This is a genomic window from Enterobacter sp. BNK-22, assembly GCF_048684805.1.
In the GTDB taxonomy this organism is placed as follows: Bacteria; Pseudomonadota; Gammaproteobacteria; order Enterobacterales; family Enterobacteriaceae; genus Enterobacter; species Enterobacter quasiroggenkampii.
In genome coordinates, this window is record NZ_JBLQTT010000001.1 from 422178 (window position 1) to 438149 (window position 15972).

13 protein-coding genes are annotated in these 15972 nt (G+C 54.9%); 7 read left to right on the forward strand and 6 right to left on the reverse strand.

Translation table 11 applies throughout. The features are described from left to right. Nucleotides 1-59: 59 nt before the first annotated feature. The gene (gene metG / locus ACMGGE_RS01900) at nucleotides 60-2093 is read right to left on the reverse strand and encodes a methionine--tRNA ligase (RefSeq protein ID WP_262778268.1); all 2034 of its coding nucleotides are present in this window, start codon (nucleotides 2091-2093) and stop codon (nucleotides 60-62) included. A 137-nt stretch (nucleotides 2094-2230) separates the two neighbouring features. On the opposite strand from metG, the gene apbC reads away from it, so the two are divergent. Then, nucleotides 2231-3340 (forward strand): iron-sulfur cluster carrier protein ApbC, encoded by a 1110-nt coding sequence (apbC, locus tag ACMGGE_RS01905; protein WP_196351889.1) that lies wholly within the window; start codon nucleotides 2231-2233, stop codon nucleotides 3338-3340. Between the two features lie 95 nt (nucleotides 3341-3435). Here the strand turns inward: apbC and ACMGGE_RS01910 are convergent, their stop codons facing one another. Together ACMGGE_RS01910 and ACMGGE_RS01915 are read right to left on the reverse strand one after the other, a co-directional pair. Continuing rightward, the gene (locus ACMGGE_RS01910; RefSeq protein WP_045908655.1) at nucleotides 3436-3915 is read right to left on the reverse strand and encodes a GNAT family N-acetyltransferase; all 480 of its coding nucleotides are present in this window, start codon (nucleotides 3913-3915) and stop codon (nucleotides 3436-3438) included. After that, a complete protein-coding gene (locus tag ACMGGE_RS01915; RefSeq protein WP_008500887.1) occupies nucleotides 3866-4198 on the reverse strand; it encodes an RcnB family protein in 333 nt (110 codons plus the stop codon). Before ACMGGE_RS01915 ends, ACMGGE_RS01910 begins: the two co-directional genes overlap by 50 nt. A 488-nt stretch (nucleotides 4199-4686) precedes the next feature. On the opposite strand from ACMGGE_RS01915, the gene ACMGGE_RS01920 reads away from it, so the two are divergent. From ACMGGE_RS01920 to ACMGGE_RS01935, 4 genes are all read left to right on the forward strand, one after another. Beyond that, nucleotides 4687-5826: a polysaccharide export protein gene (locus ACMGGE_RS01920; RefSeq protein ID WP_420293293.1), complete on the forward strand. Its 1140-nt coding sequence runs from the start codon at nucleotides 4687-4689 to the stop codon at nucleotides 5824-5826. Continuing rightward, nucleotides 5826-5939 (forward strand): hypothetical protein, encoded by a 114-nt coding sequence (locus ACMGGE_RS01925; RefSeq protein ID WP_082142146.1) that lies wholly within the window; start codon nucleotides 5826-5828, stop codon nucleotides 5937-5939. The genes ACMGGE_RS01920 and ACMGGE_RS01925 overlap by 1 nt, the downstream gene beginning before the upstream one ends. A gap of 22 nt (nucleotides 5940-5961) precedes the next feature. Further along, nucleotides 5962-8142: a polysaccharide biosynthesis tyrosine autokinase gene (locus ACMGGE_RS01930; RefSeq protein WP_420293294.1), complete on the forward strand. Its 2181-nt coding sequence runs from the start codon at nucleotides 5962-5964 to the stop codon at nucleotides 8140-8142. 75 nt (nucleotides 8143-8217) lie between these two features. Then, nucleotides 8218-8733, forward strand: a complete 516-nt coding sequence (locus tag ACMGGE_RS01935; RefSeq protein WP_262811685.1) for a protein disulfide oxidoreductase — start codon at nucleotides 8218-8220, stop codon at nucleotides 8731-8733. Nucleotides 8734-8769: 36 nt separating this feature from the next. Here the strand turns inward: ACMGGE_RS01935 and ACMGGE_RS01940 are convergent, their stop codons facing one another. From ACMGGE_RS01940 to ACMGGE_RS01950, 3 genes are all read right to left on the reverse strand, one after another. Beyond that, nucleotides 8770-10236 carry a pyridoxal phosphate-dependent decarboxylase family protein gene (locus tag ACMGGE_RS01940; RefSeq protein ID WP_063622081.1) on the reverse strand — a complete coding sequence of 489 codons (1467 nt, stop codon included), beginning with the start codon at nucleotides 10234-10236 and terminating at the stop codon, nucleotides 8770-8772. An 18-nt stretch (nucleotides 10237-10254) separates the two neighbouring features. After that, nucleotides 10255-11631, reverse strand: a complete 1377-nt coding sequence (locus ACMGGE_RS01945; protein WP_014884533.1) for a diaminobutyrate--2-oxoglutarate transaminase — start codon at nucleotides 11629-11631, stop codon at nucleotides 10255-10257. A gap of 333 nt (nucleotides 11632-11964) precedes the next feature. Next, entirely contained in the window at nucleotides 11965-12972 is a 1008-nt protein-coding gene (locus tag ACMGGE_RS01950) for a LacI family DNA-binding transcriptional regulator (RefSeq protein ID WP_045908651.1), read from the reverse strand. Nucleotides 12973-13210: 238 nt separating this feature from the next. Between ACMGGE_RS01950 and ACMGGE_RS01955 the strand changes: the two genes are divergently transcribed. Both ACMGGE_RS01955 and ACMGGE_RS01960 read left to right on the forward strand, forming a co-directional pair. Further along, the gene (locus ACMGGE_RS01955) at nucleotides 13211-14452 is read left to right on the forward strand and encodes an MFS transporter (RefSeq protein WP_045908650.1); all 1242 of its coding nucleotides are present in this window, start codon (nucleotides 13211-13213) and stop codon (nucleotides 14450-14452) included. A 15-nt stretch (nucleotides 14453-14467) separates the two neighbouring features. Further along, entirely contained in the window at nucleotides 14468-15901 is a 1434-nt protein-coding gene (locus ACMGGE_RS01960) for a glycoside hydrolase family 32 protein (RefSeq protein ID WP_420293295.1), read from the forward strand. Nucleotides 15902-15972: the final 71 nt, after the last annotated feature.

Below are 15972 nucleotides of genomic sequence, written 5' to 3' on the forward strand. Positions count from 1 at the left end.
CGGGTAAGGCGAAGCCGCCACCCGGCAAAAAAAAGCCGGATAAGAATCCGGCTTTTTTGTTATTTCACCTGCTGACCCGGCTTCGCGCCTTCGTCAGGGCTTAACAGGAAGATATCTTTCCCGCCAGGGCCTGCAGCCATCACCATCCCCTCAGAGATGCCGAAGCGCATTTTACGCGGCGCCAGGTTGGCGACCATCACGGTCTGACGGCCGATCAGCACCTGCGGATCCGGGTAAGCAGAGCGGATCCCGGAGAAGACGTTGCGCTTCTCGCCGCCCAGATCCAGCGTCAGGCGCAGCAGCTTGTCAGAGCCTTCCACGAACTCCGCGTTTTCAATCAGCGCTACGCGCAGGTCGACTTTGGCGAAATCATCGAAGGTAATGGTTTCCTGAATCGGGTCGTCTGCCAGCGGGCCGGTGACCGGTGCCGCTGCTGCCTTCACCTCTTCTTTAGAGGCTTCCACCAGGGCTTCAACCTGCTTCATCTCGATGCGGTTGTACAGCGCTTTGAAGGTGTTGACCTTGTGGCCGAGCAGCGGCTGCTGGATAGCATCCCAGGTCAGTTCGGTGTTCAGGAACGCTTCAGCACGGGCTGCCAGCTGTGGCAGAACCGGCTTCAGCCAGGTCATCAGCACGCGGAACATGTTCAGACCCATGGTGCAGATCGCCTGCAGGTCGGCGTCACGGCCTTCCTGTTTCGCGACCACCCACGGGGCCTGCTCGTCCACATAGCGGTTGGCAACATCGGCCAGCGCCATGATTTCGCGGATCGCTTTACCGAATTCACGGCTTTCCCAGGCTTCGCCAACCGCAGCGGCGGCATCGGTGAAGGTTTTATACAGCTCGGGATCGGCCAGTTCGGCAGAAAGCACGCCGTCAAAACGCTTGGCAATAAAGCCCGCGTTACGGGACGCCAGGTTCACCACCTTGTTGACGATGTCCGCATTCACGCGCTGCACGAAATCTTCCAGGTTCAGGTCGATATCGTCGATGCGGGAAGAGAGCTTCGCGGTGTAGTAGTAGCGCAGGCTGTCCGCGTCGAAGTGGTTCAGCCAGGTGCTGGCCTTGATGAACGTCCCGCGGGACTTGGACATCTTGGCACCGTTCACCGTCACGTAGCCGTGAACAAACAGGTTGGTTGGCTTGCGGAAGTTGCTGCCTTCCAGCATGGCCGGCCAGAACAGGCTGTGGAAGTAAACGATGTCTTTACCGATGAAGTGGTACAGCTCGGCAGTGGAATCTTTCTTCCAGTATTCGTCGAAGCTTACGGTATCGCCACGCTTGTCGCACAGGTTCTTAAAGGAGCCCATGTAGCCGATTGGCGCGTCCAGCCAGACGTAGAAGTATTTGCCCGGTGCGTTCGGGATTTCGAAGCCGAAGTACGGCGCATCGCGGGAGATATCCCACTGCTGCAGGCCGGATTCGAACCACTCCTGCATCTTGTTCGCCACCTGCTCCTGCAGCGCGCCGCTGCGGGTCCACGCCTGCAGCATTTCGCTGAAGGACGGCAGGTCGAAGAAGAAGTGCTCGGAGTCACGCATCACAGGCGTGGCGCCGGAAACCACGGATTTCGGCTCGATAAGCTCGGTCGGGCTGTAGGTTGCGCCGCACACTTCGCAGTTATCGCCGTACTGATCCGGGGATTTACATTTCGGACAGGTGCCTTTGACGAAGCGGTCCGGCAGGAACATGCCTTTTTCCGGATCGTACAGCTGCGAGATGGTGCGGTTTTTAATAAAACCGTTCTCTTTCAGACGGGTGTAGATCAGCTCCGACAGCTCGCGGTTTTCGTCGCTGTGCGTGGAGTGATAGTTGTCATAGCTGATGTCAAAGCCAGCAAAATCGGTCTGATGCTCCTGACTCATGTCGGCAATCATCTGCTCCGGGGAGATCCCCAGCTGCTGCGCTTTCAGCATGATCGGCGTGCCGTGGGCATCGTCCGCACAGATGAAGTTAACCTCGTGGCCGCGCATTCGCTGGTAACGGACCCAGACATCAGCCTGGATATGCTCCAGCATGTGGCCGAGGTGGATTGAGCCGTTGGCGTACGGCAGTGCGCACGTTACCAGAATTTTCTTCGCGACTTGAGTCATAGTAGGCATTACTTCTTTTAACTGTGAAAAGGGTTTTTGATATTACCAAAAGGGGCATTATTAAGTAAGCACAAACCACGGCCTTTCAGGTAAACTTGTTCATCTAAGGTCTTATTCACAAGAACAAAGGAGTCGGGATGAGTTCTCAATCCCAGGCCAAATCACCGGAAGCCTTACGAGCAATGGTCGCCGGGACGCTGGCTAACTTTCAGCATCCAACCCTGAAACATAATCTCACTACGCTGAAAGCGTTACACCACGTTGCCTGGCTGGATGATACGCTGCACATTGAGCTGCAGATGCCGTTCGTCTGGACCAACGCCTTTGACGCGCTGAAAGAGCAGACCAGCTCTGAGCTGCTGCGCATGACCGGCGCGAAGGCGATCGACTGGAAGCTGAGCCACAGCATTGCCACGCTGAAACGCGTGAAAAACCAGCCTGGCGTGAACGGCGTGAAAAACATCATTGCCGTCAGCTCGGGCAAGGGCGGGGTGGGGAAATCCTCTACCGCCGTAAACCTGGCGCTGGCGCTGGCAGCGGAAGGGGCAAAGGTCGGTATTCTGGATGCCGACATCTACGGTCCGTCTATTCCAAATATGCTGGGCGCGGAAAACCAGCGTCCAACCTCACCGGACGGCACCCACATGGCGCCAATCATGGCGCACGGTCTGGCGACTAACTCCATCGGTTACCTGGTGACTGACGATAACGCCATGGTCTGGCGCGGCCCGATGGCCAGCAAAGCGCTGCTGCAGATGCTGCAGGAGACGATGTGGCCGGATCTGGATTATCTGGTGCTGGACATGCCGCCGGGCACCGGTGATATTCAGCTCACGCTGGCGCAAAACATTCCGGTGACGGGAGCCGTTGTGGTGACCACGCCGCAGGATATCGCGCTGATCGACGCCAAAAAAGGCATCGTGATGTTCGAGAAGGTGGAAGTGCCGGTGCTCGGTATCGTGGAGAACATGAGCATGCACATCTGCAGCAACTGCGGTCACCACGAACCTATCTTCGGTACGGGTGGTGCAGAAAAACTGGCCGCGAAGTATCACACCCAACTGCTGGGACAGATGCCGCTGCACATTACCCTGCGCGAAGATCTGGATAGCGGCAAGCCGACGGTGGTCAGCCGTCCGGACAGCGAATTTGCAGAGATGTATCGTCAGCTGGCGGGTCGCGTTGCGGCGCAGCTTTACTGGCAGGGCGAAGTGATCCCGGGCGAAATCGCGTTCCGCGCGGTGTAACGCCTTCGCGTTGAATTGCCGGGTGGCGCTTCGCTTACCCGGCCTACAACTGGCACTATCACGTAGGTCGGGTAAGGCGAAGCCGCCACCCGACTTTAACCCAACCGATAGTGCATCAAATAATACTCTCCCTCCGGAGAATCCCCCGTCGCCTCAATGTGCCAGCCGTGCCGCTGGTAAAACGCGACAGCCCGCGCATTCTTCACCAGACACTTAAGCGAACCCGTACTGGTAAACGTCTTCTGCACCTGTTCCAGGAGCATTTTCCCGACGCCGTGGCTTTGATACTGCGGGTCAACAAAGAGGTTGTGCAGAAAATTATCGTTCGTCCAGACGGAAGCAAAACCCAGTCGATGGCCGTTCTGCGTGGCAACCCAAATCACTTCGTCACGGGTGGCCGCGTCAAAGTCTTCAAGCTGCCAGTCTGAACTGTCCAGCCATGGCCAGGCTTCACGCCGGGCGTGGAGGAAGAGCGTGCGCAGGAAAGGGCGATCGCTTTCCTGCCAGGGGCGGATCAGGATGGTATTAGCGGTGATAGAAAATATCTCCATTATAGGCTTTGTAGATTTTGCCATCCGCATCGCCAATCAACACGTAATTCTCGCCCATGTAGGTCCAGTGGGTTCCGGCATCCGGCGCCGGCAGATTACGCAGCTGGTACTGTTTGATGGTGTACTCCGGCGTTTGATACTGCGCCGGCGCCGTGTCGCCAATCTTGAATTTCGTGAAGTCAGCGATGAACTCTTGTTCTTCATAGGCCTTGATGCCGGAGGGTGCAGCGGCCGTTTGCGGGGCAGAGAATGCAGATCCCGCCAGAGACAGTAATACACCCAGAAGCAGCAGTTTACGCTTAGCCATTTTTTCTCCAGTGATATCGTTACAGATACTTTTCGTCTGCGGGTCGTGCAAAGCGAAGCAGACAGTCCATTTTAAGTATCAACGCAGGGTATGTTTGAAAAAAAATGTAACAAAAGTGGACGGTTTTGTGTAGCCCAATTGCATGATGTTTATCAGTGTCGGGAATATTGCCAGCGTCTTATATTTTTAATATTTATCATTTCATTTATTAATTCTGAAAATAACTTTTCATATCAAAGTTAGAAAGCGATGCGAATGCTTTCCGCCTGAAGAGCATTTAATATCGCCTTCGAGTGCAGCGTGCTTACCGCCATTTTTTTAACAAGACCAGGTAAAGGCTCTGCTTTTTAGAAAGCGTGTGAAGTGCGTTTTATAATGCCAGCAATTTCACTCCGGGAAAGAGTAATCAATTGAATTTCATGATGTTAGCTTAAGTCTTTTTACAGGCTTGACGATAAACGCAACGTTGAAAAGAAATATTTATATTAATGAAAAGTACAACTGCATTTTCGCTCTTATTTCTGAGTATGAGTCAGTTAACGGGGTGTATGTTTTCACCAGGCCTGGACTTAACTGTGTCCGGGAAGAACGTTATTTCGCCGGAAGAGGCAAATTATCAGCTCGAAAAGCGCGTGGAAATTTTTCCCCTGACGCCGGAATTGATTGAAAAACTGCGTCCGCCCGTGTCGAAATCTCAGGCAAATCCTAATCTGGATGAGCAGATCAAACGCTGGGAATACCGTATTGGTACGGGTGACATCCTGACGGTCACCGTCTGGGATCACCCTGAATTAACGACGCCGGCAGGACAATATCGTAGCGCGAGCGATGCCGGCAACTGGGTTAACGCCGACGGCACGCTCTTTTATCCCTATGTCGGTAAACTGCCGGTAGCAGGAAAAACGGTTTCACAGGTACGCGACGAGATTACGGCTCGACTGGATAACGTTATTGAGAGTCCGCAGGTGGACGTCAGCGTTGCCGCCTTCCGTTCACAAAAAGCCTACGTCACCGGTGAGGTGGAAAAATCAGGGCAACAACCGATAACCAATATTCCGTTGACGGTGATGGACGCGGTTAACGCTGCGGGTGGGCTCTCGGCGGATGCCGACTGGCGTAACGTCGTGCTCACACATAATGGACAGGACGCGCACCTTTCCCTCTATGCCCTGATGCAGCATGGCGATTTGACCCAAAATAAGCTGCTTTATCCTGGCGATATCCTGTTTGTGCCCCGGAACGACGCGCTGAAGGTGTTCGTGATGGGGGAAGTGATTAAACAGAGCACGCTTAAGATGGATCGTAGCGGCATGACGCTGGCCGAGGCCCTGGGGAATGCCGGGGGGCTTAACCAAAATATGGCAGATGCAACCGGCATTTTTGTTATTCGGCAGGTATCGAAAAAAGGCGACACCAACAAAATCGCCAATATCTATCAGTTGAATGCGGAAGATGCGTCAGCCATGGTGCTGGGTACGGAATTTCAGCTTGAGCCGTATGACATTGTCTATGTCACCACGGCACCGCTATCACGCTGGAATCTCGTGATCTCCCAACTGGTACCCACCATCAGCGGCGTACATGACCTGACCGAAACCGTTCGTAACATCAGAGCGTGGCCGCAGTAATGTTCCCTTCAATCTTAGTGGTCTGCACCGGCAATATGTGCCGCTCACCGATTGGTGAGCGGCCATTTTCGGACAATCAGGAAAAGCCCGTCAGGAATGGGCCTGCCGTTTAAGTTAACAAGGAATGAAGCCGTAATGTCGTCTTCTCAATCAGACAAATATCGTGCTGCGACGCCGCAGAATAACGAAATGGATCTTATTCAGCTGCTTGCTGAGATGTTCGATCACCGGGTAACGATCGCGTGTGTAACACTTCTGTTTACGGTGTGTGCGGGGATCTACGCATTCAGCGCCACGCCAGTTTATCAGGCTGATGCCCTTGTGCAGGTCGAAGCGAAGCAGGGCAACGCGCTGCTCAAGAACCTGACGTCGTTCAGGCCCGATCTTTCACCCGATGTCGCCCCAGAACTTTTACTCCTCAAGTCACGGATGGTCCTCGGCGAGACCGTTGATCAATTAGGGTTGACCTACGAGGTTAGCCAGCGCATGTTCCCCGTTATCGGGGCGCTTTGGCAGCACGTGCAGGGCCGCAAACCGGCGGAAATCACGATTGGCTCGCTGAATATTCCTCTTGTGGAAGGTGAGCCACAAACGCTTTTACTCACCGTTCAGGAGCAGGGGCGATATCATCTTGAGGGGAAAACGCTTGAAGCAGAGGGCGTTGTCGGGAAAGCGCTGGTTAAAGAGGGCGTATCGCTTCTGGTGACATCCCTCAGTGCGGTACCGGGAACGCAATTTACCCTCAACACCGTGACCAGGCTTGACGCGATCAACGCCCTTCAGAGCAGACTTACGATTGCCGAGTCGGCGAAACAGAGCGGTATGATCGCCTTAACGCTAACGGGCGACGATCCCGACAAGACCGCCACGATACTTAATTCGATTGCTGAACATTTTCTCAGCCAGAACATTGCGCGCCAGGAGGCTAAAGATTCCCGCAGCCTCGCGTTCTTACAGGATCAGTTACCTAAAATCAGTCTCGAACTGAATGAAGCCGAGGCACGACTGAATGCTTACCGAGAGCAGCGCGATTCGGTCGATTTATCTCTTGAGGCAAAGTCGGTGCTTGATCAGGTGGTTAACGTGGAAAATCAGCTTAACGAGCTTATATTTCGCGAAGCAGAAGTCTCCCAGCTGTTCAAAAAAGATCATCCGACCTACCGTGCTTTACGGGAGAAGAAACAAACCCTTGTACGGGAGCGCGCACGTCTGAATAGCCGCGTGTCATCCATGCCTTCCACACAGCAGGAAATATTACGTTTGAGTCGTGATGTTGAATCCGGGCGTACCGTGTACATGCAGTTGCTGACGCGTCAGCAAGAGCTGAGCATCTCGCGCTCCAGCGCGATCGGGAACGTGCGGATCATTGACCCGGCCATGACGCAGCCTGCTCCGGTTGAACCGCGCAAAGCACTCATTATCGTGTTTGGTATGCTGATGGGGTTGATACTTTCTGCCGGAACGGTTTTAGTGCGTTCAGCCTTTAAGCGGGGCATTACGTCGTCAGAACAACTGGATGAGCTCGGAATGCCGCTGCTGGTGACGCTTCCGCGCTCGGCATGGTTATGGAAAAAAACGCACCTGCGCAGGAGAAACCTGTTTACTTCCCACTGGAAGCACAAGATAGCCAACGTGCCTTTTCTGCCCATCGATCGTCCGGCTGATTCGTTTGTCGAGGCGATACGCGGGCTGCGCACCAGTTTGCATTTTACCATGATGGATGCCACAAACCGGATTGTCGTGGTGTCTGGCCCCACGCAGGACTGCGGAAAGACGCTGGTCAGTTCTTCGCTGGCGTCGATTCTGGCGCAGGCCGGACAGCGGGTGCTGTTTATTGATGCGGATATGCGCAAGGGTTATGTCCACAACGTGTTCAGGCTCAATAATCAGCGGGGGTTGTCCAGCGTGCTCGACGGAACGGTCGAGTGGCAGGAGGCGGTTCAACGCTTCGAAAAAGGCGGTTTTGATGTACTGACCTGCGGACCTCAACCTGCCCATCCCGTCGATCTGCTCATGAGTGAATGCCTTCAGGGGATAATGTCGCAGATTGAAAAGCGATATGACATGGTGATTATCGACACTCCGCCTGTGCTTGCCGTCACGGATGCTTTGCTGATAGCCAGAGCCGCCGCCACCACGCTGCTGGTCGCCCGCTTTGGTAAAACCAGCGTTAAAGAGATCGAGACCAGCCTTAAGCGTATGGAACGGATGGGCGTGCAGGTGAGTGGCACGATCCTCAATGACATAGTGAAATCTGCCGCGCTCTATTACAACTCGGGGTACAGCTATTACGATTACGGCTATAGCCCGGAGTAACCCTGACGCGACACTTCTTTACAGCATGATGGCGTATTGCCCGTTAAGATGACCTCCATTAAACATGAGGTCACAATGGATAACCGCAAAATCAATCGACTGCGCCGCTGGGCGCGGGAAGGGATAATACTCGTTCTGCTGACGCTGGCCGTGGTGTGGGGTGTGGATCAATACCGAAAACCGATACTCCCCGCCAGTTTTAGTGCAACGCCGATGACGAGTATCGACGGTAACGTTCACGATATTGCGGCGCTCAGCCAGGATCGTCCGCTGCTGATCTACGTCTGGGCGACCTGGTGCAGCATTTGCCGCTACACGACGCCTGCGGTTAATCAACTGGCAGAAGAGGGCGGGAACGTGGTGAGTATCGCCATGCGTTCCGGTGACAACGCAAAGCTTGAGCGCTGGGTTGATAAGAAACAGCTGAAAATGCCGGTCATTAACGATGCAAACGGTGCTTTGTCGCAGCAGTGGCAGGTGAGCGTCACGCCAACGCTGGTGGTTGTGTCGAAGGGAAACGTGGTCAGTACCACAACGGGCTGGACGAGCTACTGGGGATTAAAATTAAGGATGTGGTGGGCAGGCGTATAAAAATAACCCCTCTCCCGGCGGAAGAGGGGTTTTGTATTACTTAGCCAGAACTTCCTGCGCGGTACGCTCAACCAGAGACAGAAGGATTTTAATATCTTCCAGCGTCACGGTTGGGTTCAGCAGCGTCAGCTTCAGGCAGGTCACGCCGTTATGCTCGGTCACACCGACGTTTGCACGGCCGGATTCCAGCAGTGCGTCACCAATTTTCTGGTTCAGCAGGGCGATGCCCGCGTCATCCGTCTGCACCTGTCCGCGGAAGCGGAACAGCACGCTTGCCAGCTGCGGCTGCATAACCAGTTCCAGCGCAGGCTGCGACTTCACGTAGGCCGCAACCTGCTGTGCCAGGGTCACGCCGTGATCGATGATCGCCGCATATTGCTCCTGACCCAGCGCTTCCAGGCTCATCCACAGCTTCAGCGCGTCGAAACGACGGGTGGTCTGCAGAGATTTGGAGACCAGGTTAGGCACGCCTGCTTCTTCGTCGAACTCAGAGTTCAGGTAAGCCGCCTGGTAGCGCATCAGCTCATAGTGGCGCGCTTCTTTCAGCAGGAACGCGCCGCAGCTTATGGTCTGGAAGAACTGCTTGTGGAAATCCAGGGTCACGGAATCCACCAGCTCAATGCCGTCTAGGTAGTGACGATACTGCTCAGACATCAGCAGCGCGCCGCCCCAGGCTGCATCAACGTGTACCCAGATGTTCTGCTTCGCCGCCAGCTCTGCAATCGCACGCAGCGGGTCGATAGCACCGGCATCGGTGGTACCTGCCGTCGCGACGATCGCCAGAATCTGCTCGCCGTTCGCATTGCACTGCTCAATTTTCGCTGCCAGATCGGTCAGATCCATGCGGGAGAATTCGTCCGTTTTCACCTGCACTACGGACTGGTAGCCCAGGCCCATCAGCGCCATGTTTTTCTGCACGGAGAAGTGCGCGTTTTCGGAGCACAGTACGCGGATCTTACGCAGATCGCCTACCAGGCCGTCCTGCTGAACGGAGTGACCCTGACGCGCAAAGAACGCATCGCGCGCCAGCATCAGGCCCATCAGGTTGCTCTGGGTTCCGCCGCTGGTGAAGACACCGGCGTCGCCAGCCTGATAACCCACGCGGGTACGCAGCCACTCGATCAGTTTGATCTCAATGATGGTTGCGGACGGGCTTTGATCCCAGGAGTCCATACTCTGGTTAGTGGCGTTGATCAGCACTTCCGCCGCCTGGCTTACGACCAGGCTTGGGCAGTGCAGGTGCGCCACACACTGCGGGTGATGGACGGACAGGCTGTCTTTCAGGAAGAACTCGACGGCGCGTTCAATCGCCGCTTCGTTGCCCAGCCCTTTCGGGTTGAAATCCAGCTTAATACGGTCGCGCAGTTCCGCGACCGTTTTGCCCTGGTACATCTCAGGCTGTTTCAGCCACTGCATCACAGCCTGAGTGCTTTGTTCAATCGCCTGCTGGTAAGCTTCAATGCTCTGCGCAGAGGAGAACAAAATTGGGTTTGAATCAGACATCGTAATCAACAACTCCGGTTACGCCGGGCGAACGCCCGCAGCAAGCAGTGCCTGCTCGAATTTATCCAGGAAGATCTTCAGCTCTTCATCGCTGATCAGCAGTGAAGGCAGCAGACGCAGAACGATACCGTTACGACCACCGCGCTCCAGAATCAGACCGGCTTCGAAGCACTTCTTCTGAATCAGTGCAGACAGCTCGCCGTCGCCCGGGAAGCAGCCCATGTGGTCAGCGGCTTCGTGTGGCTTAACGATCTCAATACCGATCATCATGCCCAGACCGCGAACGTGACCAATCACCGGGTAGCGCTTCGCCATCTCTTTCAGCTGGCCTTTCAGCCATTCGCCCTGTGCAGCCACTTTGCCTGCGATGTTCTGATCTTTCAGGATTTTCAGCGTCGTCAGACCGGTGGCCATCGCCAGCTGGTTGCCGCGGAAGGTACCGGTGTGGTGACCTGGCGCCCACGCATCGAACTGTTTTTTGATACCGAGCACGGCCAGCGGCAGACCGCCACCGACGGCTTTAGACATCACGATGATGTCTGGCTCAATGCCTGCGTGTTCGAAGGCGAAGAATTTACCGGTACGGGCAAAGCCAGCCTGAACTTCGTCGAGGATCAGCAGAATGCCGTGTTCCTGAGTGACTTTACGGATGCGCTGCAGCCACTCAGCCGGAGCCGGGTTCACGCCACCTTCGCCCTGAACCGCTTCCAGGATCACCGCAGCAGGCTTACGCACGCCGCTTTCAACGTCGTTGATCAGGTTATCGAAGTAGTACGTCAGCGCTTTCACGCCCGCTTCACCACCGATACCCAGCGGGCAGCGGTATTCGTGCGGGTAAGGCATGAACTGGACTTCTGGCATCATACCGTCAACCGCTTCTTTCGGAGACAGGTTGCCGGTCACGGACAGTGCGCCGTGGGTCATGCCGTGGTAACCACCAGAGAAGCTGATGATACCGCTACGGCCGGTCACTTTTTTCGCCAGCTTCAGCGCCGCTTCAACGGCGTCAGCACCGGATGGACCGGTGAACTGCAGGCAGTACTCTTTGCCCTGACCAGGCAGCAGAGAGAGCAGGTATTCGGAAAACGCGTCTTTCAGAGGCGTCGTCAGATCCAGAGTATGTAACGGCAAGCCGCTGGTAATGACATTTTGGATGCTTTTCAGCACATCAGGATGGTTATGGCCAAGCGCAAGGGTCCCTGCGCCTGCTAAACAGTCAAGGTATTCTTTATTATCTGCATCGGTGATCCACACGCCTTCTGCTTTAGTGATGGCTAAAGGCAGTTTGCGCGGATAACTCCTGACGTTAGATTCAAACTCGGCCTGACGGGCCAGATAGGTTTCGTTGCTTTTGTGGGCATCTACGGTGTCAATACGGACTTTATCCGTCATCATATCACTCCTACAACCGCCGCTTCGTTATGAGCCACGATTGAATAAAAAGTTAAAAAACAGATGGGGGCCTGAAAAAAACGCCGCCAATATAGAGCCTTTTGCCACGGGGCTCAATGGTTAATTTGTTTACTGTTTTGTGACACGGGGCTGTAACGAGGAAATATCCCCATTTTTAAAATGAAAATTGCATTTTATGCCAAATAAAAACAGCGCGTTACAGGCCGTTTACCCGGTGTGTAAAGTCACAGAAAAGAGTGTGACAAATCGTGCCATCGAACGGCATAAAAGGAGGGTGACGCTTCCTGTTTCTGCGTCCTGGGCAAAAAACGGCGGTTACGTTGCATGCGCAACGGAATCACGCGGTAAAAAAGGACTTTCTACGCGCGTGGTTTCCTGATGTTCTTCACCGTTAATAATATGCAGGGCGCTCAAACGACCAATTTCATAGTGCGGCAGTTGAACCGTCGAGAGAGGCGGCAGGAACAACTCCCCAATGCCCACCATATTGTCATAGCCGATAACGGCGACATCTTCCGGTATGCGAAGCCCTTGCGCCAGTAGCGTCTGATAGACCATAAACGCGATACGATCGTTGCCGCAGATAACCGCGTCGAATCGGGGAGTGCCATTCTGCATGTGCGCCAGCAATACTGACGGAATGTCACGATAGTGCTCATCGCCGAGTGCCATATAGCTGTGCGCCAGGCCGTCCGGATCGAGCCCCGCTTCACGGCATGCACGTTCCAGCCCCTGACGACGTCGGGTTGTGGCCAGATGCCCCTCAGGCAAATGCAGGCAGAGAGGGCGTCGATAACCCTCCGCGAGTAACGCCCGCACGGCGGTATATTGCCCCTGTTCATCATCGGGAATATAGCTGGCGACCTTTTCGCCGTCACTTTCGCAGTTAGCCAGCACGCAGGGAAGGGTGAGTAATTTGGCCGGGAGAGGAACCTGACGTAACCCCATGGTGGTGTAGATAATTCCGTCAGGCCGATGAGAAAGGAGAAGGTCGACAATGGCGTCCGGGTTGTCATCGGTAAACATATTCATCACGAAGCTGTTCCAGCCGTGCATTCTGGCCGTCTCTTCAATCGACAGCGTGATCTCCACCGAGAAAGGCGTCGTCACCGTATCGAGCGCCAGTACGCCTATGGTTTTAGGCGAGGCATGCGCGCCGCGAATTTTCTTGGCGGAAAGATCGGGCACGTAGCTGGTTTGCTCGATAGCCAGTTGAACGCGCGCCAGCGTTTCCGGCTTAAGGCGCTCCGGACTGTTCAGCGCACGGGAGACCGTCATCAGCGATACGTTAGCCAGCTTTGCGACGTCCTTCAGGGAAGCCATTTTCTTACTCCGTTAATGCTCTGTGTGAAAGGGTATACAACTAAGTCGCTGATGTAAAAGGAAGGCTGATGCACAGGCCAGGTCAGGCTTACCTCAGTGGTGAATATTTGATCGCGATCTCACTCTCTTAATGTTAACGTTAACTTTCGTGATTAACATCTTAAATTTTTACCAAACCGCATGAGAAAGGATAAATGTTAACGTTACCATTGCGTCATTACTCCAACATGAGAATGTCATGATGAAAACGCATCACTCTCACAGCTACCCTTTATTAAGTGCACTACTCTTTTTCTTTTTTGTTACATGGTCATCTTCCGGCTCGTTGCTCTCTATCTGGCTCCATCAGGAGGTGGGGTTAAAGGCAGGGGATACGGGCGTCATCTATGCCGTGCTGTCCGTGTCCGCGCTGTGCGCGCAAATCTGCTACGGCTTCATTCAGGACAAGCTCGGCCTGCGAAAAAACCTGCTCTGGTTTCTGACCAGTCTGCTCATTCTTTCCGGTCCGGCCTTCCTGCTGTTTGGTTATCTGCTGCAAATTAACGTGTTACTCGGCAGTATTTTCGGCGGGGTTTATATCGGGCTGACGTTTAACGGCGGAATCGGGGTCCTGGAGTCCTATACCGAGCGCGTGGCCCGCCAGAGCCAGTTTGAGTTTGGCAGGGCGAGGATGTGGGGATCGCTGGGCTGGGCGGTGGCAACCTTTTTTGCAGGACTCCTGTTCAACATTAATCCGAAGCTGAACTTCGCGGTGGCGAGCTGCGCCGGGCTGGTGTTTTTTGTGTTGCTGGCACGCCTCCGGGTCTCTTCCGCGCCGCACGCCATGCAGGAGGCGGTATCCGGCGGTAAGGTCACGCTGGAGGATGCATTGCGCCTGCTGACGCTGCCGCGCTTCTGGGCGCTGGTATTTTTTGTTATCGGCACCTGTATTTATGGCGTCTACGACCAGCAGTTCCCGGTCTATTTCTCCTCACAGTTCCCGACGCTGCAGGAAGGAAACGCCATGTATGGCTATCTCAACTCCTTCCAGGTTTTCCTGGAGGCGGCGGGCATGTTTTGCGCCCCGTGGCTGGTGAATCGCCTCGGTGCGAAAAACGGCCTGATTTTCGCCGGAATGGTGATGGCGATGCGTATGGTGGCATCGGGTCTGGTTGAGGGTCCGGTATTGATCTCCATTACCAAGCTATTGCACGCGGTTGAACTGCCCGTTTTGCTGGTCTCTATCTTCAAATACAACAGCCTGCATTTTGATAAGCGACTCTCTTCCACCCTCTATCTGGTGGGCTTTGCCTGTACAAGCTCGGTGATTGCCTCGGTGCTGTCGCCGCTGGCAGGTTACAGCTATGAGAAATACGGCTTTGCCCAGTCCTATCTCATCATGGGGCTACTGGTCTTCAGCACCACGTTTATCTCCATCTTCCTGTTGCGCTCGGGTAAGTCCTCTTCTGACCCACTCATGCCGCAACCTTCCACCATCTGATCAAAGAGTAGAGAAATGACGTATTCCATTACGAAAGCAGAACAGGAAATTCAGTCCAGACGCGAAGGGCTCAACCTGCGCTGGTATCCCCGTTACCACCTCGCTGCGCGTGCTGGCTGGATGAACGACCCGAATGGCCTGGTCTGGTTTGACGGCTGGTATCACGCCTTTTATCAGCATCATCCTTATTCGACCCAGTGGGGTCCGATGCACTGGGGCCATGCGCGCAGCAAAGATTTAGTTCACTGGGAGCACCTCCCGGTTGCGCTGGCACCGGAAGGACCAGACGACAAGGACGGCTGTTTTTCTGGCTCAGCCGTGGTGGATGGCGACACGCTGGCGCTGATCTACACCGGCCACAAATTCCACGGCGATCCCGGCGATGAGGCTAATCTCTACCAGGTTCAGTGCCTGGCAACCAGCCGTGACGGCATCCACTTTGTGCGGCACGGGACCGTCATTGACACACCACCTGGACTGCACCACTTCCGCGATCCGAAAGTATGGCGTGAAGGGGAGTGGTGGTACATGGTCGTTGGCGCGCGAGAGGGTAATACGGGCCAGGTGCGTGCGTACCGGTCTGCCGATCTGCGCGAATGGCAGGACAGGGGCGTGCTCGCGGTGGCGGAAAAAGAGATGGGTTATATGTGGGAATGCCCGGACTTCTTCACTCTCGGTGGGAAACGCGTGCTGATGTTTTCGCCTCAGGGACTCACCGCAGACGGGTTTAAACATCGCAATCTTTTCCAGAGCGGCTATCTGGTAGGTGAATGGCAGCCCGGTCAGCCCTTTGTGCGTGAAGGTGAATTTGTGGAGATGGATTACGGGCATGATTTCTATGCACCGCAAAGTTTCCTGACGCCGGATGGCCGACGCATCGTCATCGGCTGGCTGGACATGTGGGAATCCCCGCTGCCGGAACAGGAGGATGGCTGGGCGGGCATGCTCTCCTTACCTCGCGAGCTGACGCTGAGTGCGGATAACCATCTGCAAATGCGGCCGGCCAGAGAAGTTGAAACCCTGCGCGGGGCGTGGTTCCCCTGGCCGATAAGTACGCTTAATAACCAGCAGATGACGCTGGTGGAACACTGCGATGCGATGGAGGTCATTCTGCAATGGGATTGCGCGAACAGCAGCGCGGAGCAATACGGCATTCGTCTCGGCGACGGACTACGCCTCTATGTTGATGCGCAGATGCAGCGCCTGGTGCTGGAGCGACACTATCCACAGTATGGCCTGTGCGGCACCCGAAGCGTTGCGCTTAACCTGAACGACGCGCTCAGCCTGCGCCTGTTCTTTGATAGCTCTTCCGTGGAGGTGTTTGTTAACGAGGGGGAAGCGTGCCTTAGCAGCCGTATTTATCCTGATGCAGACGGCCGCGAGCTGGCGTTGTTTTCCTGGGCGGGGAGAGCGTCGCTTATTCATGGCGGAGCGTGGCAGTTAGAGTAAATGTATATTTAGTCACGAGCTAAAATAAAGCCCCATACAAATGGGGCTATGTAAATCTTATGAGGTGTGAG